This window comes from Hymenobacter segetis, assembly GCF_054776495.1.
The window spans coordinates 2,048,938-2,064,493 of sequence record NZ_BAAHBV010000001.1; the positions used below are offsets into that span (position 1 = coordinate 2,048,938).

Annotated in this window: 14 protein-coding genes; 3 read left to right on the forward strand and 11 right to left on the reverse strand. The window is 59.1% G+C overall.

Annotated features, from left to right (window positions below):
* Window positions 1-205 precede the first annotated feature (205 nt).
* The 8 genes from ACYU70_RS08490 to ACYU70_RS08525 all read right to left on the reverse strand — a co-directional run bounded on the left by ACYU70_RS08490 (window position 206) and on the right by ACYU70_RS08525 (window position 8,455).
* Window positions 206-1,039, reverse strand: a complete 834-nt coding sequence (locus ACYU70_RS08490; protein ID WP_342295616.1) for an enoyl-ACP reductase FabI — start codon at window positions 1,037-1,039, stop codon at window positions 206-208.
* A gap of 75 nt (window positions 1,040-1,114) precedes the next feature.
* The gene (gene recN, locus ACYU70_RS08495) at window positions 1,115-2,800 is read right to left on the reverse strand and encodes a DNA repair protein RecN (RefSeq protein WP_342295617.1); all 1,686 of its coding nucleotides are present in this window, start codon (window positions 2,798-2,800) and stop codon (window positions 1,115-1,117) included.
* An 89-nt stretch (window positions 2,801-2,889) separates the two neighbouring features.
* Complete coding sequence (gene porD, locus ACYU70_RS08500; RefSeq protein WP_342295618.1) at window positions 2,890-3,813, reverse strand: type IX secretion system protein PorD; 924 nt, start codon at window positions 3,811-3,813, stop codon at window positions 2,890-2,892.
* The gene (locus ACYU70_RS08505; RefSeq protein WP_425293311.1) at window positions 3,810-4,460 is read right to left on the reverse strand and encodes a phosphopantothenoylcysteine decarboxylase domain-containing protein; all 651 of its coding nucleotides are present in this window, start codon (window positions 4,458-4,460) and stop codon (window positions 3,810-3,812) included. The genes porD and ACYU70_RS08505 overlap by 4 nt, the downstream gene beginning before the upstream one ends.
* Window positions 4,461-4,598: 138 nt before the next feature.
* Complete coding sequence (locus tag ACYU70_RS08510) at window positions 4,599-5,192, reverse strand: flavoprotein (protein ID WP_425293312.1); 594 nt, start codon at window positions 5,190-5,192, stop codon at window positions 4,599-4,601.
* Window positions 5,193-5,340: 148 nt separating this feature from the next.
* A complete protein-coding gene (locus ACYU70_RS08515; RefSeq protein WP_342295619.1) occupies window positions 5,341-5,688 on the reverse strand; it encodes a DNA-directed RNA polymerase subunit omega in 348 nt (115 codons plus the stop codon).
* A gap of 19 nt (window positions 5,689-5,707) precedes the next feature.
* Entirely contained in the window at window positions 5,708-6,538 is an 831-nt protein-coding gene (locus ACYU70_RS08520; RefSeq protein WP_342295620.1) for an outer membrane protein assembly factor BamD, read from the reverse strand.
* Window positions 6,539-6,643: 105 nt separating this feature from the next.
* Window positions 6,644-8,455: an OstA-like protein gene (locus tag ACYU70_RS08525; protein WP_342295621.1), complete on the reverse strand. Its 1,812-nt coding sequence runs from the start codon at window positions 8,453-8,455 to the stop codon at window positions 6,644-6,646.
* Between the two features lie 88 nt (window positions 8,456-8,543).
* Here ACYU70_RS08525 and tilS point away from each other — a divergent pair, with 88 nt between their 5' ends.
* The 3 genes from tilS (at window position 8,544) to ACYU70_RS08540 (ending at window position 11,497) form a co-directional block, all read left to right on the forward strand.
* The gene (gene tilS / locus ACYU70_RS08530) at window positions 8,544-9,875 is read left to right on the forward strand and encodes a tRNA lysidine(34) synthetase TilS (RefSeq protein ID WP_342295622.1); all 1,332 of its coding nucleotides are present in this window, start codon (window positions 8,544-8,546) and stop codon (window positions 9,873-9,875) included.
* A 126-nt stretch (window positions 9,876-10,001) separates the two neighbouring features.
* The gene (gene mdh, locus ACYU70_RS08535; RefSeq protein WP_342295623.1) at window positions 10,002-10,946 is read left to right on the forward strand and encodes a malate dehydrogenase; all 945 of its coding nucleotides are present in this window, start codon (window positions 10,002-10,004) and stop codon (window positions 10,944-10,946) included.
* Window positions 10,947-11,092: 146 nt separating this feature from the next.
* The gene (locus ACYU70_RS08540) at window positions 11,093-11,497 is read left to right on the forward strand and encodes a hypothetical protein (protein ID WP_460615958.1); all 405 of its coding nucleotides are present in this window, start codon (window positions 11,093-11,095) and stop codon (window positions 11,495-11,497) included.
* Between the two features lie 10 nt (window positions 11,498-11,507).
* Here the strand turns inward: ACYU70_RS08540 and ACYU70_RS08545 are convergent, their stop codons facing one another.
* The 3 genes from ACYU70_RS08545 to mutL all read right to left on the reverse strand — a co-directional run bounded on the left by ACYU70_RS08545 (window position 11,508) and on the right by mutL (window position 15,439).
* Window positions 11,508-12,443, reverse strand: coding sequence for a rhomboid family intramembrane serine protease (locus ACYU70_RS08545; RefSeq protein ID WP_342300879.1), 936 nt, complete (start codon window positions 12,441-12,443; stop codon window positions 11,508-11,510).
* 82 nt (window positions 12,444-12,525) lie between these two features.
* On the reverse strand, window positions 12,526-13,320 hold the full coding sequence (locus tag ACYU70_RS08550; RefSeq protein WP_342300881.1) for a rhomboid family intramembrane serine protease: 795 nt from the start codon (window positions 13,318-13,320) through the stop codon (window positions 12,526-12,528).
* Between the two features lie 40 nt (window positions 13,321-13,360).
* Window positions 13,361-15,439 carry a DNA mismatch repair endonuclease MutL gene (gene mutL / locus ACYU70_RS08555; protein ID WP_342300883.1) on the reverse strand — a complete coding sequence of 693 codons (2,079 nt, stop codon included), beginning with the start codon at window positions 15,437-15,439 and terminating at the stop codon, window positions 13,361-13,363.
* Between the last annotated feature and the right edge of the window lie 117 nt (window positions 15,440-15,556).

Below are 15,556 nucleotides of genomic sequence, written 5' to 3' on the forward strand. Positions count from 1 at the left end.
TTGCCAAAGCTGTTCCACCACTTGCCGGGGCTTATCCACGATTTGCCGGACCTTATCCACGATTTGCCAGGGCTTATCCACGACTTGCCGGGCTTCATCCACGACTTGCCGGGGCTTATCCACGACTTGTTGCCAGCGCCCACTCATCAAACGCAAAAAGCCCGACCAACCGGCCGGGCTTTCTTATTTCAACCATTCGCCGCGCTTATTCCTGCGAAACGCCGGCCGCTTTGGTCATCATGTCCACAATCTCGGCCGAGATGCCGGTGGTGCTGAAGCCGCCGTCGTGCATCAGGTTCTGCATGGTCACGTAGCGCGTGAGGTCCGAAAACAGCGAGATGCAGTAGTCGGCGCAGGCTTCGGCCGGGGCATTGCCCAGCGGCGACATCATGTCGGCGAAGTTGTAGAAGGCATCGAAACCCGTGATGCCGGTGCCAGCCGTGGTTTTGGTGGGCGACTGCGATACCGTGTTCACGCGCACTTTTTTCAGCTTGCCGAAACGCTGGCCGTAGCTGCGGGCAATGCTTTCGAGCATGGCCTTGGCCTGCGTCATGTCGGTGTAGTCGAGGAAGGCGCGCTGCGAGGCGATGTAGCTCAGGGCCACGATGCTGCCCCACTCGTTCATGGCATCCTGCTTCTCGGCCACGGCCATCATCTTATGAAACGACATAGCCGACACGTCAATCGTCTGCTGGAAGAATTTGTAGTCCAGCTCGCCGTAGTGCTTCTTTTTGCGGATGTTGGCGCTCATGCCAATGCTGTGCAGCACGAAGTCAATCTTGCCGCCCAGCTTCTCCTGCGCCCCCGAAAACAGCGCCTCCAGCTCCTCCGTCGACGTCGCATCGGCCGGGATGATGGGCGCGTTGCACTCCTCGCTCAGCTTGTTGATTTCGCCCATCCGCATGGCCAGCGGCGCGTTGGTGAGCACGAAGCGGGCGCCTTCGGCGTGTGCCCGCTGGGCCACTTTCCAGGCAATGGAATGTTCGTTGAGCGCGCCGGAAATGATGCCGACTTTGCCGGCGAGGAGGTTGTTAGCCATTGAGTAAATGAGTAAATGGGTAAGTGAGTAAATGAGCCGCTACTCGCGCCCAGTCTGATTTGGGCGGCAAGTTACTCATTTACTCACTTGCTCATTTACTACTTCGCCCCGCAGTGCCAGCAGTTCGCGGGCGCTCTGGAAGGCGTTTTCGCTGGGCTTAGCCCCCGCAATCATGTGCGCGATTTCCTTGATGCGGTCGTCCTGGTTCAGTTCACGAATGCGACTCACAGTGCGGTCGGCGCGGTCTTCCTTGTACACGAAGTAATGCACGTCGCCGGCCGCCGCCATCTGCGGCAGGTGCGAAATAGCCACGAGCTGGTGCTTCTGGGCCATCTGCTGCATCATGCGCCCCACTTTCACCGCAATTTCGCCCGAAATACCGGTGTCAATCTCGTCGAATACAATCGTGGGCAAAGCCGTCTTATCGGCCAGCATGTACTTAATGCACAGCATAAGGCGCGAAAACTCGCCACCCGAGGCCGCCTTGCTTAGCGTCTGGGGTTGCGCGCCCTTGTTGGCGGTGAAAAGAATGCTCACCACGTCGATGCCGCTGGTGGCCGGCGTGCCGGTACTGTGCTGCACCACAATGCGGGCGTGCGGCATGCCCAAATCGGCCAGCAGCAGCCCCAGCTGCTTCTCAAAATGCGGAAACGACTTGCGCCGGCTTTCCGAGAGCTTATTCCCCTGCTTCGTAACAGCAGCCAGCGCGGCATCCGAATCCTTACGCAAGCGGGCAATTTCCTTGTCCAGGCTCAGCACCGAGCTTACTTTCTGGCGCAGGCTGTCGCGCACCTCTATGAGTGCAGACAAGTCACGGGCCTGGTGCTTGCGTTGGAGAGTGTAAAGCACATTCAGGCGGTCTTGCAGCTCCTCGGCACGGGCGGGGTCGCCCTCGGTGCGGCGCTCGGCGGTTTCCACCTCGTCGGCAATGTCGTGCAACTCAATCAGGCAGCTGTTGAGGCGCTCGCGCAGCTCCTTGAAGTTATCGGCGTAGCTCGCCACCTGCCCCAGCAGGCCCACGGCTTCCTTGAGGTTGCCAGTGGCGCAGGTTTCGCTGTCGCGTAGGCCGTGCAGCGTCTGGCTCAGCTTGTATTTGATTTCCTCGGCGTGCTCCAGCTGTTTTATTTCCTGCTCCAGCGCCTCCTGGTCTTCGGTATCGAGGCGGGCTTCTTCCAGCTCATTCAGCAAGAAACTATTGTAGTCCAGCTCCTTGCTGGCCTGGGCCGCCTGGCTTTCCAACGCCTGCAAATCAGTTTCGAGCTTGCGGTACTGCCGAAAAGCGTGGCTGTACATGGTGCGCTGCGGCACCAGCCCGGCATACAAATCCAGCAGATTCAATTGAAAAACCCCATCACCCAGCAGCAGCGTGTCGTGCTGCGAGTGAATATCCATCAAATTAGCGCCAATTTTTCGCAGGGCTTCCAGCGTTACCGGCGTGTCGTTTACAAAAGCGCGCGACTTGCCATTCGGGCTGATTTCACGCCGCAAAATGCAGTGCGTGTCGTAGTCCAAATCCTCGGCCTCGAAAATATCCTGCAATTGGTAATTGGCAATATCAAATTGCCCTTCAATCACGCATTTGCGTTCGGTATCAAAGAGCATCCGCGAATCAGCCCGGTTGCCCAGCAGCAGGCCAATAGCGCCCAGCATAATGGATTTACCAGCTCCGGTTTCACCCGTAATAATGTTCAACAATGGCGACGGACGCAGCTCCAGCTGCTCAATCAGCGCGTAGTTATTAATCCGTAAATCGACTAACATTATAGTTAATTATGAATGTTGAATTATGAATTATGAATTAGAGAATCACCCTAATGGCAACTCATAATTCACAATTTATAATTCATAATTTACTTCAGTACCGTTTGATATTTTGCCGAATTCGTCGGGTCTACTTCCGTGAGCATGGTCACGAGCTGCTGCTTCTGCTGCTGGTCCTGACTAGTGCGGAAAATATTGGCGATTTCATCCGACTTCGCATCGAAAAAAGCGCGGGCAAATAAGGTCCCCGGGCGCGTGAGGGCGGCTTTCTGCACACCGGTTAGGGCCGCCATCACCGAGGTGCGGGCTTCTTCAGGCTTTTCGATGAAGATGTCCATTCCCTGGCGGTAGTAGCCGTAGAGCCCCGTGCGGAAAGCTTCGAGCTGCGGGTCGGTCAGATTGTCGAGGATGAAGTGGCGCTCGCGCGAGCCGCTGCCGCGCCAGCCTTCGTCGGTTTCGTTGGTCTGCGTCTGGTTGGCCGAGTAGTTGACCACATTGCGGGCCAGCTCATAGTACGGTGTGCCGCCCAGCCGGGCATACGTGTCGCGGTCAATCCCGATAACGAGGTAGGCATAATACCCCAGCAGCGACGACAGGTTGGAAACGAAGCTGTTGGGCGAAAAATCCAGCGGATTCTGCGGCGAGTAATTGAAGTTGAAATTGCGGTCGACGATGCTCACCACGTTGGTTTCGTAGCCAGTACCGTACACCGGGCGCGTCGAAATCAGGCGCATGGTGGTATTGTAAGTACCGTTCTGCGGGATGGCCGTGATGCCGACAAAAATTTTCAGCCGGATTCGTTCCTCGGGGCGGTAGGTCTGCGTAGTCCACGCCCGGTTGTTGAGGAAGGTGCGGATGTCGTTCTGCATCTGCGTGACGATGGTGGGGTCCGAAATCGTAACGTTTTCGGTCGACACACGCACTTCGGCCAGCAGCTCCTGGGCGCGGGCAGCGGGGCCGGCCAGCAGTAGCAGGACAAATACGGGCAGCGCGGCAAGGAATTTTCGCATCATGAGGAAGGGGCCAGACGGGCCAGAATCAGGCTAACCAGCCCGCGGGCCACATCGGCTTTGGACTGCAACTCAAAATTAACGATTTGGCCGGCCGCATCCAGCACGGTCACCTTATTGGTGTCGTGGCCGAAGCCCGCGCCCGCATCACGCAAGGAATTCAGCACGATGAGGTCGAAGTTTTTTCGGCGCAGCTTGTCCTGGGCGTGGGCCAGCTCGTTCGTCGTCTCCAACGCAAAACCGACGGCAAATTGTTCAGCCCGCTTGCGCTGGCCGAGCGTGGCGGCAATGTCTACGTTTTTCACCAGTTCCAGCGTCAGCGTTTCGCCCGATTTCTTGATTTTATCGACCGCGACGTGGGCCGGCCGGTAGTCGGCCACGGCCGCCGCAAAAACCCAAACGTCGGCTTCTGCCGCTACTTCAGCCGCTGCGGCAAACATCTCCGCCGCCGTTTCTACCCGCACCGTGCGGATGCGCGGGCTAGCGGGGTCCGGCAGGTGGCTGGGGCCGCTCACCAACGTCACGTCGGCGCCGTGCGCGGCAAAGGCTTCGGCCAGCGCGTAGCCCATTTTGCCCGTCGAGCGGTTGCCGAGGAAGCGGACGGGGTCGAGCGGTTCGTAGGTAGGGCCGGCCGTGAGGAGAACGTGCATCAACTATTAAATGGATTGAGGAAAAACGAACCCAAAGAACGTCATGCTGAGCGCAGCCGAAGCATCTCTACCGCTTCGTTGTAATCGTAAATGATTAGTTGCACGGTAGAGATGCTTCGGCTACGCTCAGCATGACGTTCATTTAGCCCCGATTTTATTGAAATACCGCTCCAATTCCGCCACAATATCCTCGGGCTCCAGCATGCGGCCCTGACCATTGAGGCCACTGGCCAACTCGCCGCTGGGCGAGTCAAAAACGTGGTTGCCGAAGGAGCGTAACCGCGCCAGGTTCTGCGTCACGGCCGGGTGGGCAAACATATCCAAATCCATGGCCGGGGCGAGGAAAACCGGGCAGCGGGCCGACAAATACACGGCGCATAGCAAATTGGGGCACAGGCCATTGGCCAGCTGGCCGATGGTGTTGGCGCTGGCGGGCGCAATCAGAAAGGCATCGGCCCAGAGGCCCAGCTCGACGTGGTTGTGCCATTCACCAGCCGCCGCATCACGCAAAAAGCCCGTCAGGACGGGCTTTTTGGAGAGGGTGCCCAGCGTGAGGGGCGTCACGAAAGCCGTGGCGGCTTCGGTGAGGATAACCTGCACTTCGGCCCCGGCTTTAATGAGCAGGCGCATGAGCGGGGCGGCTTTATAGGCAGCAATGCTGCCGCTGACACCCAGCAGGATGCGCCGACCGGCAAGAGAGGAAGCTGATTGCTGATTGCTGTTTTCAGGCATCACCGAATAAAATCAAAAAACGTCATGCTGAGCGCAACCGAAGCATCTCTACCGTGATAGTAAATCCTTTCGATTGGATTGCTACTGCGGTAGAGATGCTTCGGCTGCGCTCAGCATGACGTTCTAGTATTGAACTACCGTCGTTCGTTTAGAACAGCTCGCGGGGCACCGGAACTTCTTCGGGCGCGGGCGTGGAGTAGTAGATTTTGCCTTGCAGGAACTCCTCGATGGCCAGGCTGGTGGGCTTGGGCATGCGCTCGTACTGCTTGGAAACTTCGATTTGCTCGCGGTTTTCGAACACTTCTTCCAGGTTATCAACCGTGGAGGCAAACTCGGCAAGGCGGTCGTTCAGCTCTTCTTTCAGCTTCACCGACAGTTGGTTGGCACGCTTCGAAATCACAGCAATGGCCTCGTACACGTTGCCGTTGTCGCCTGTGATGTCGGCCACATTGCGCGTGATGATGGAGCTCGACGGGGTGTTGGGATTAGGTTTCATGGGCTGATTTAGTGACAAATTAGTTGGCGCCGGCCGTGGGCACGGCCTTCAGGCGAACAATCTCGGCTTGGCTGAAATCGTACATATCCTGCGCGGCTTTCAGGCTCTTGCTCTTCGGATACGTGTCGAGGAACTGTTGGTAGAAGCTTACCGCATCCAAATAACGTTCCCGCTGCTTCGATTCGATGCTTTCCTTAGCCCAGGCATATTGGGCGCTCAGGCGCAGGAACGCAGCTTGTTCGGCGTAGGCCGAGGCCGGGAAGTTAAGTTGGAAGTTGGTGAGCGCCACCACCGCTGCCTGATTGTAGCGCAGCTGATAATAAAGGCGGGCGCTTTCGAAAGCCTTATTTTCCAGCTTGCGCTGGAGCTCCTGCGACATGTTCTCGGTTTCGGCCTTGAACTTGCTTTCGGGGTAGCGGTTCAGAAAATCCTGAATGGATTCTAGGGCTGATATCGTGTTAGTCTGGTCCAGCTCGTAGCTCGGCGAGTCGAGGAACAACGACTTGGCGTGCAGGTACGCGGCTTCTTCGGAATACTCCGAATTCGGATACGTATCGGTAAACGACTTGAAATAGAAGGCGCTCAGCACGTAGTTACGCTGCTTGTAGTTGGTATTGGCGAAGTAGAACTGGGCTTTTTCGGCCTCGGGGCGGCCTTTCAGCAGCGGAATGAGGTCTTCGAGCAGCGTACCGGCCCGGAAAAAGTCGCCTTTGTCATAGTACTTGACGGCGGCTTCGTACTTTTTATTGACGTCGGTGCTTTTCAGCAGGCGTTGGTAGCCACTGGCGCAGGAGCCCAGAATGAGCGTACTAACGAGCAGAAACAGAACCGTGAGGCGGGAAATCGGCATAAGGGGTGCAAAGGTAACGATTTGAGCCGGCGGAGGCAAACCGGACGGCGGCTGGGGCTGGCCCGACTGCCAGGAAGAGGCCCGGCGAGGGACCAATGGTTGCAGCTAGCGCCGCACAGGAGTGGTCGCGGCCGCTGGCTTGGCCGGCGCGGAAATAGTCGGTTTATTGACTGGCTTGGTGGGTTGGGCCGGGGCAGCGGACTTGGGGCCGGTGATTTTGGCGGGCGTTTTAGCCTTCGGTTTGGTCGTGCGCTTGGTGGCGGGAGTGGCTTTTTTCTTCACCACTTTCTTCTTCACGACTTTCTTTTTGGGGCGGTCGTCAAATTGTTTGCCCAACACCTGGCGACGGGTGGGCCGTTCCTTGGCGCGCCACTGGTAGCCTTTCAGGCGCTCGTCGTCGGGCTTGAGCTCGTGGGGCGGGATGAATTTGGCCTCGGGATTGGAGAGGACGGAGATTTTATTTAGCTTGTTATCAAGAAATAACAGGCGCATGTTGGCCGAGAGCACGCGGTTCATACCGGTGGTGGCGGTATCGCCGTCGAGGGCGTAGAAGATGCTTTCGGCGTTGCCGAGCACGTCCACACGGCGCATCTTGTTGTCGCGGAAGTAGGCCATCATGTTGCGGCCCTTGGTTTGGTTAAAGTTCAGGAGCGTGTCCTGATTCACGGCAAACGCATTGGAATAGAGGCGCATCTCGTCCACCTTGCCGCGCTTCGAACGAATCTGGATGGAGTCGGCGGTGAGCTGGTTTTTGGCCTGCCACAGCACCGGGTCGCGGTTGAGATAGATGATGCTGTCCTGGCGGTCGTAAGTTAGTGAGTCGCAGATTCCCTGGAGGTTACCCCGGAAAATCTGCACCTTCGGGAAGGCGTAGAGGATGGTGCGCGTGGTGGTCTGGCCGGGCCGGGCCTCGATGCTAATAAGCGTGTCGGCCGCCATGTAAAGCGTGTCTTTCTGGCTGCCGATGTTGCGCACCACCGGCCGACCGCCGTAGAGTTTGGTGCGGCCCAAGGCGCGCCAGTACCTGCCGGCATCGCCGCGCAGCACCAAGTTGTCCTTCTTGGAAGTGAGCGAGACGTGGCCGCGCGCCACGCCGTACTGTTTCACCTCGTCATACACCAGTTGGTCGCCGCCCAGCAGGTAGTTGGGCGTGTCGATTTTGGCTTTTTTCTTGAAGTCCGAAACGCGGGTTTTGGTGTTATAATTGCCGCCTTCGGCATACAGATTCCCTTGCTTGCCTTTGATGCGCGTGGGACCGTTGAAGTAGGCGATTTTGCTGACGGTGTTGTAGCGCAGCGTGTCGTTGTTCAGCTCTGAATCGGGCGTTACAAGGTGCACGTTCTGCTTGAAAACGAACACCTTGGAATTCGTATCGTAGAAACCCTGCTGGCTGTCGAGGGTGTTCTGCGGGTCGGTGAGGTGGCCGGTTTCGGTGTAGGAGGCCGTTTTGCGGTTCAGGTCGTAGTCGAGGCTGGGCGTGGTCAAGGTCATGCGCGGGTCGCGCATCACCACGTTGCCGGTCATGCGGGCCGTGCGCAGGGCACCGTCGTAAAAGCCGTGGTCGCCGGTGATAGTCATGGTGTCGCTCTGCACCACGCGCACGTTGCTAAACGCCTCTACCTGATTGCGCTCCAGGTATTGGTAGGCCGAATCGCAGTACAGAAATACATCGTCCTGCTGAAAGCTGACATTGGTAATCAACTTGCGGATTTTTACCCCGTTGAAATCACCGCCTACCAGCTCGCCAGCCGTGAGCAGCTTGATGGGTGAGCCTTTGGGGGTGGGCTGACTGGTCCCAGAACGCGGACCCGCCGGGGCAGTCTGCGGCGGCCGGGTGGCCGGCGGCGTGGGGCGCTGGGCCTGCCCCAGCAGTGGCACCAGCAGGCACAGAAGTAAAAAAACGCGAAAGACGGCCATTGAGGGCGCAAAGGTACGGACGGAGGCCGCGCTAACGGCCATCTTTGCACCGTAGTACATACTGGCCCATTGGGCCGCCCGTTGCATCATGCTGGAATCCGTTCGCCGCTTCATTGAAGAAAACAATCTATTTTCCATCGAAAATGACCCCATTCTGGTCGCGGTAAGCGGCGGGCTCGATTCGGTGGTGATGCTGGACGTGCTGCACAAGCTGGGCGCACAGGTGGCAGTGGCGCACTGCCACTTCGGCCTGCGGGGCGAAGATGCCGACGCCGACGAGCAATTCGTGCGCAAGCTGGCCAAGCAGTACGGCCTCCCCTACTTCGCCGAGTTTTTCCAGACCAAAGCCTACGCCGAGCAGGAAGGCATTTCGACCCAGATGGCGGCTCGTTTCCTGCGCTACCGCTGGTTTGAGCAGGTGCGGCAGGTACAGGGGCTGGCTTACATCGCCACGGCGCACCACCAGCGCGACGAGGCCGAAACCATGCTGCTGAACCTCACGCACGGCACCGGGCTGGCTGGCCTGCACGGCATCCAGGTGAAAAACGGATACATCATTAGGCCGCTGCTGGGCCTGAGCCGCGACGACCTGCACGAATACTTAGTGGAGCGCGGCCTGCGCTGGCGCGAAGACGACAGCAACGACAGCCCCGTGTACCAGCGCAACCTGCTGCGCCACGAGGTGCTGCCCGTGCTGCGCGAAATCAACCCCAACCTCGACCAGACCATGCACGGCACCGCCGAGCGCGTGGGCGGGGCCGAAGAAATCGTGCGCCGCTACGTGGAGGAAACCTCCGCCCAAGCCCGGCGCGACGAGGCCGAAGTGACTTATCTGAACATCAGCACGCTGCAAAAAACAGCCGCCACGGCGCTGGTGCTGCACGAGATTCTGCGGCCATTCGGCTTTTCGTGGCTGGTGGTGAAGGACATTGTGGCGGCTTTCGGCGGCGAGTCGGGCCGGAAGTTTGATTCGCCCACGCACCGGCTGGTAAAGGACCGGGAGCACCTGGTTATCACGCCGCGCCGGCTCACGCAGTTCGGCACATTCCAGCTGGCGGCGGGCCAGACCGACCTGCTGGCTGATGGCATGCGCCTGAAAGCCGAGCTGCACGACGATGCCCGGCACTTCGTTATTCCCCGCTCGAAAAGCACGGCCGCGCTAGACGCCGACAAAATCAAATTCCCACTCACGCTGCGCAAATGGCAGGAAGGCGACTGGTTTATGCCGCTGGGCATGAAGGGGAAAAAGCTGCTCAGCGACTTCCTCATCGACCAGAAAGTGCCCTTGAACCTGAAAGATGACGTGCGCGTGCTCACCTCGGCCGATGGCAAAATCTGCTGGGTGGTGGGCTGGCGCGTCGATGACCGGTTTAAGGTAGAAGAAACCTCTGAGCGGGTGCTGACGGTGCAGCGGATGTAGGCTTTCCGGGCAATCGATTTAACTGCTGAACTTCATCTTGGGTAAAAACTTGCCTTTTTTCACGAAAGCTTGGGCGGCCCGTCCGTACTTTTACCCGCGAAACTCCAACCCCCCAATTCTTTTTCTATGAAAGTTACCGTAGTCGGAGCCGGCAACGTGGGCGCAACCTGCGCCGATGTGCTCGCCACCCGTGAAATTGCCAACGAAATTATTCTGGTTGACATTAAGGAAGGCATCGCCGAAGGCAAAGCCCTCGATATCTGGCAGAAAGCTCCGATTATCGGCTACGACTCGCGCACCGTGGGCGTGACCAACGACTACGCCCGTACCGCTGGTTCGGACGTGGTGGTAATTACCTCGGGCCTGCCCCGCAAGCCCGGCATGAGCCGCGACGACCTGATTGCCACCAACGCTGGCATCGTGAAATCGGTGACCGAGCAGGTAGTGGCCCACTCGCCCAACGCCATCATCATCGTGGTGAGCAACCCGCTCGACGTGATGACCTACCAGGCCCACCTCACCGCCAAGCTGCCCCGCGAAAAGGTATTCGGCATGGCCGGCATCCTCGACACGGCCCGCTACCGCGCCTTCCTGGCCGCCGAGCTGAACGTGAGCCCAAAAGACATTCAGGCCGTGCTCATGGGTGGCCACGGCGACACCATGGTGCCCCTGCCCCGCTACACCACCGTGGGCGGCATTCCGGTTACCGAACTGATTTCCAAAGAGAAGCTTGACGCCATCGTGCAGCGCACCGCCGTGGGCGGCGGCGAGCTGGTGAAGCTCATGGGTACTTCGGCCTGGTACGCGCCCGGCGCGGCCGCCGCTCAAATGGTGGAGGCCATCGTGCGCGACCAGCGCCGCGTGTTCCCCGTGTGCCTGGAGCTGCAAGGCGAGTACGGCATCAACGGCGTGTACCTCGGTGCCCCGGTTATCCTCGGCAAAAACGGCGTGGAGCGCGTGATTGAGCTCCAGCTCAACGACGAAGAGAAAGCCATGCTCGAAACCTCGCGCGGCCACGTGAAAGAGGTGATGGATGCGCTCGACAAAATGAGCAGCGCTCAGCATGCTTAAACAGTTTTGATTGTTGTAAAAAAGGCCGATGCTGCATAGCATCGGCCTTTTTTTGTGACTATCCTTTTCTTCGCAGCCCTGAATGTGAGATGGTGAATTAATCTGCTTACTTTGCAATATTCCTGCCCACCTGCCTTACTACCTTCATGAAAAAATCCCTGACCAATTCGTTCGATAAGGTGTTCTTAACCATCGAATTCGATGCGGCCAATCAATGGATTTACAACAACTGGACGGGTGTGCTGCCCACCGAAAAAGTTATCCAGGGCTGCCAGGCCACCATCGATTTCCTGCGGGAAAACCGGTGCGCCCACATGCTAAATGATAACCGCGAAGTCATCGGCTCATGGAGTTCGGCCAACGACTGGATTGCGGAGAACTGGATGCCGCAGGTGATGGTGCTGGGCCTGAAACGTTTCGCGCACATTGTCTCACCCGGCATTTTTGGCCAGGCCTCGGCGGCTGAAATGGTCACGCGGGTGGGTCACCAATTCGAAATACGGCTGTTTCAGGACGTAGAATTAGCCAAAGCCTGGCTGCACAGCGCGTAAACTGCGCCGGTTACTGCTGGCTGGCGCGGAAGAGTTTCTGTTTCTCTTCCTTGGAAAGGCTCTCGTAGCCAGAGCGCGAAATCTTGTCCAGAATGCTGTCGATTTCGTCCTGCAAAGGCTGGCCAGGGGCGGCGGGCTTCTTGCTGCCACTCATGGAGGAAGCCGCTACGGGCTCGGGGCGGCGCGTGGTGCTGCTCACGCGCATGGCCGGGCGCGGGCTGGTGAGGTTGCTGAACCAGTTGCCGATGGCCTGCACCGGCCGGCCCAAATCACGGCCGTTTTGCAGTTGCTTGATAAATACGAAGCCCAGCAAGGCCCCGCCCAGGTGGGCCATCATGCCGCCCGGGTTGCCACCACTAAGGCCCGCGAGCGATAGCAGAATCACCACGGCCGCAATCCACTTAATTTTTACCGGGCCGATGAGGATGACCATGAACGTGTAGTCGGGCAGCAGCGTGGCCGCCGCTACGATAATGGCCGAAACTGCCGCCGACGCGCCGTTCATGGGGCTGCCCAGGCCGGGCTGGAAAGCAGGAATCAGGTTGAAGCTGAGCAGGAAGAAGGCCGCGCCCGCCAGCGCCCCTAGAATGTAGATGCTCACGAGCCGGCGGTTGCCGAGGTATTCGCGGATGAGCTGCCCGAACCAGTACAGGTTCAGCATGTTAAACAGGATGTGCAGCAGGCCGTCGAAGAAGCTTTTCTGGTAGGTGGTGTGCGTGAAGGCGTAGGTGAGGACGGTCCAGGGGTGGCGAATGAATTCCGGCAGCGCCGACGACAGCTCAAACTGGCGTAGCAGCAGCGGGAAATACCCGCTACTGCTGGTGATAGTCATCACGGCCTGCACCACAATCAGGCCCGCAAACACCAGCACATTGAGCATAATGAGCTGCATGAGGGCATTGTCGCGTTGGCTGAAGGCGGTGCGGATGTCTTGAACGATGCTCATGGCACGTATCGGGAAGTAAACTGATGCTACGAATTAAACGGATTCGCCGCCTGCGCGGCCCGGTTATTTTAACAACCAATCCTTAATAAAACCGTTCCCGGCCGCGCTCCCAGAATTTGAGGACGATGAAGCCAATCAGCAGGCCGCCGAGGTGAGCAAAGTGGGCCACATTGTCGCCGGGGGTGCGATGCACGCCCGCGTACAACTCATACACGGCGTACAGGAACACAAAATACTTCGCTTTGATGGGAAACGGAAAGAAGAGCAACATCAATTCCGTATTCGGAAACAGATAGGCGAAGGCGAAGAGGATGCCGAACAGTGCGCCCGACGCGCCCAGCATCCCGCCATTGGGCGAGTCACGGGTTTCGATAACAGCGCCGTCCACGGCGCGGGTGGCAGCATTGATGTACTCAGCGTTTTGCGGGTTGCGCTCCAGCGCACCGGCCAGGCTTTCGTAGCCGGTGGCATCGGGGAAATAGGAACGAAAGAAATTGGCAAAATCCCCGCCGGTGGGCGACTGGTGAAACTCCTGCCGCGCCACTTCCATCTTGTGCATTTCGTAGCCACGCACGCCTTCGTAGAGCAGGCCGGCACCCACGCCGCAAATCAGCCAGAAGGTGAGAAAGCGCGACGCGCCCCAGCGCTGCTCCAGCAGCGGCCCGAAGGAAATCAGACCGAACATATTGGAAATGAGGTGCCCCCAGCCGGCGTGCAGGAACATGTAGGTAAAGAACTGCCAGGGAAAAAAGTACGGCGAGCCGATGGGATACAGGCTGCCGACCTGGGTGATGAGCGGCAACAGGCTTTGCTGGGCAACGAGAAACAGAACGTTCGCAATCAACAAATTGCGAACCGTGGGAGTGAGATTGAACATGCAGCGAAAGTAGGTACCGCGAGAGCTTCGCGGCTGAGCCTTATTTACGGAAGAAGTCGGCCAGCTGCTGGCCATCGAGGAGTACGAGGGTTTTGCGGCCGTCGGGGGTGTAGCCGGGGGTTTGGCAGGCGAAGAGGCGGTCGGCCAGCGCATTGAGCTCGGATTCGGGCAGACGGGTGGCGGCCGTGCCGGCGGCTACGCGGCGGGCTAGGGCGCGGGCCAGGCTCTCGCTCTGGTCGAGCTTGAGCGGACCCGCCGTGGTCCGGAACTGCTCGATGAGGCTTTCCAGCAGCTCCTTTTCGTCCTGCGCGGGCATCCCGGCCGGAATGGCTTCCACGGCAATGGTGCTCGGCCCGAACTCGTTAAAGATGAAGCCCAGCGCGTGCAGCGGCTCGGTAAGCTCGCGCAGCACGGCGAAGTCTGCCGGCGAAAACGTGACCGTGCGCGGAAACAGCAGCGTTTGCGACGTGCCCACGGCCCGGCCCAGCTCCTGCCGGTACTGCTCGTAGAGAATGCGCTCGCGGGCCGCCTCTTGGTCAATCAGCAGCACGCCCGACTTCACCGGCACCAGCACGAAGCGCTGCTGCACCTGCACGGCGCGGCTGCCTGCGCCGCTGCCATCGCGGGCCGGTGCAGTCCGGCTGGCTGGCACTTCGGGCAAATTCAGACCCAATAAAAGCTCGGCCGGGCTATTCGCGACAACATCTCGCACAGGAAAACCAGCAGCAAACGTTTCTCCCGGCACCGTTGGCGCGGGCGTTTCAAAGCTGCGAACGGTGACGGCATCGATGCTCGCGTTGTCGCGCACGGGCTGGCCCAGCTCGCGGTAGAAGGCTTCGAGCTCGCGGCGGGCCTGCTCGGTGGGGCGCGGCGGCACTTGGCGCTCGAAGCCGTCGCGGCGGGTTTCGGGGTTGAAACTGGAGAAGCCGGAGTGGCTGGAGGTACGGGCGGCAGGGCCACCCATGTCGTCGGGGCGGTAGCCGTCGGAGCTGGCGGCGCGGGCTAGTGGGGTAGCGGCGGGCAGGTGGTCGTCGGCTTCGGTAGGGATGCCGCCTGTGCCTTTGCCGGCCCGTAGCGGGCGGATGGGCGCGAAATTTACGTCACCATCGAAGTCCAGTGAGGGCGCGATGTTGTGCAGGCCCAGGCTCTGCTTCACGGCGGCGCGCACTACGGCATATACGGTTTTCTCGTCCTCAAACTTGATTTCCGTCTTGGTCGGGTGCACGTTGATGTCGATGGCCTTGGGGTCAAGCTCCAGAAACAGCACGTAGAACGGGTGCGTGTCGCGGGCCAGCAGGCCTTCGTAAGCCGCCAGCACGGCGTGGTTGAGGTAGGCCGAACGGATAAACCGGTTATTCACGAAGAAAAACTGGTCGCCCCGGCTTTTCTTACTCGACTCCGGCTTACCCACGAAGCCGCGCACCGAAATGGAATGCGTCACCTCCTCGCAGGCCGCCAGCTGCTCCTTGTAGCCGTTGCCCAACAGCGCCACAATGCGCTGGCTCAGCTTGCCGGCCGGCAGGCCAAAAACTTCCAGCTCATTCTGATACAGCGAAAACGCAATTTGCGGATTGGCCAGCGCCACGTGCTGAAACTCATCCAGAATGTGCCGCATCTCCACGGCATTGCTCTTGAGAAAGTTGCGCCGGGCAGGCACGTTAAAAAACAGGTTTTTAACGGCGATGCTGGTACCATCCGGGCAGGCCGTGGGTTGCTGGCTGGTGATTTGCGAACCCTCAACCAGAATCAAAGTGCCGGTATCCTGTTCGGGCTGCTTGGTTCGGATTTCGACCTGCGCCACGGCCGCGATGCTGGCCAGCGCCTCGCCCCGGAAGCCAAGGGTGCGGATTTTGAATAAATCTTCAGTCGAGCGGATTTTGCTGGTGGCATGGCGCTCCAGGCTCATACGGGCGTCGGTAGGACTCATTCCCGCGCCGTTGTCCACCACCTGCACCAACTGCTTGCCGGCCTCTTTCACAATGAGTTGCACTTGAGTGGCACCGGCATCGACGGCATTTTCCAGCAGCTCCTTCACCACCGAGGCGGGGCGCTGCACCACCTCGCCGGCCGCAATTTGATTGGCGAGGTATTCGGGAAGCAGGTGAATGATATCAGGCATAAGCATTAGCGCGGACGAAGGCGCGCGCCGAAGAAACGAAAAGAGCTAATCAGCACGTAAACAAGCGGAAACGTGCCCAACAATAACCATAAAATGGCCGCGTTGTGAACCCGCGCG

What these genes read in the sequence shown, in the direction of transcription:
- tilS (WP_342295622.1), top strand. Translation starts at nt 8,544, where the DNA reads ATGCTGGAATCCGTTCGCCGCTTCATTGAAGAAAACAATCTATTTTCC.
- ACYU70_RS08520 (WP_342295620.1), bottom strand. Translation starts at nt 6,538, where the DNA reads ATGCCGATTTCCCGCCTCACGGTTCTGTTTCTGCTCGTTAGTACGCTC.
- ACYU70_RS08505 (WP_425293311.1), bottom strand. Translation starts at nt 4,460, where the DNA reads ATGCACGTTCTCCTCACGGCCGGCCCTACCTACGAACCGCTCGACCCC.
- mutL (WP_342300883.1), bottom strand. Translation starts at nt 15,439, where the DNA reads ATGCCTGATATCATTCACCTGCTTCCCGAATACCTCGCCAATCAAATT.
- ACYU70_RS08515 (WP_342295619.1), bottom strand. Translation starts at nt 5,688, where the DNA reads ATGAAACCTAATCCCAACACCCCGTCGAGCTCCATCATCACGCGCAAT.
- ACYU70_RS08525 (WP_342295621.1), bottom strand. Translation starts at nt 8,455, where the DNA reads ATGGCCGTCTTTCGCGTTTTTTTACTTCTGTGCCTGCTGGTGCCACTG.
- ACYU70_RS08510 (WP_425293312.1), bottom strand. Translation starts at nt 5,192, where the DNA reads ATGCCTGAAAACAGCAATCAGCAATCAGCTTCCTCTCTTGCCGGTCGG.
- mdh (WP_342295623.1), top strand. Translation starts at nt 10,002, where the DNA reads ATGAAAGTTACCGTAGTCGGAGCCGGCAACGTGGGCGCAACCTGCGCC.
- porD (WP_342295618.1), bottom strand. Translation starts at nt 3,813, where the DNA reads ATGATGCGAAAATTCCTTGCCGCGCTGCCCGTATTTGTCCTGCTACTG.
- ACYU70_RS08490 (WP_342295616.1), bottom strand. Translation starts at nt 1,039, where the DNA reads ATGGCTAACAACCTCCTCGCCGGCAAAGTCGGCATCATTTCCGGCGCG.
- ACYU70_RS08545 (WP_342300879.1), bottom strand. Translation starts at nt 12,443, where the DNA reads ATGAGCATCGTTCAAGACATCCGCACCGCCTTCAGCCAACGCGACAAT.
- recN (WP_342295617.1), bottom strand. Translation starts at nt 2,800, where the DNA reads ATGTTAGTCGATTTACGGATTAATAACTACGCGCTGATTGAGCAGCTG.
- ACYU70_RS08540 (WP_460615958.1), top strand. Translation starts at nt 11,093, where the DNA reads ATGAAAAAATCCCTGACCAATTCGTTCGATAAGGTGTTCTTAACCATC.
- ACYU70_RS08550 (WP_342300881.1), bottom strand. Translation starts at nt 13,320, where the DNA reads ATGTTCAATCTCACTCCCACGGTTCGCAATTTGTTGATTGCGAACGTT.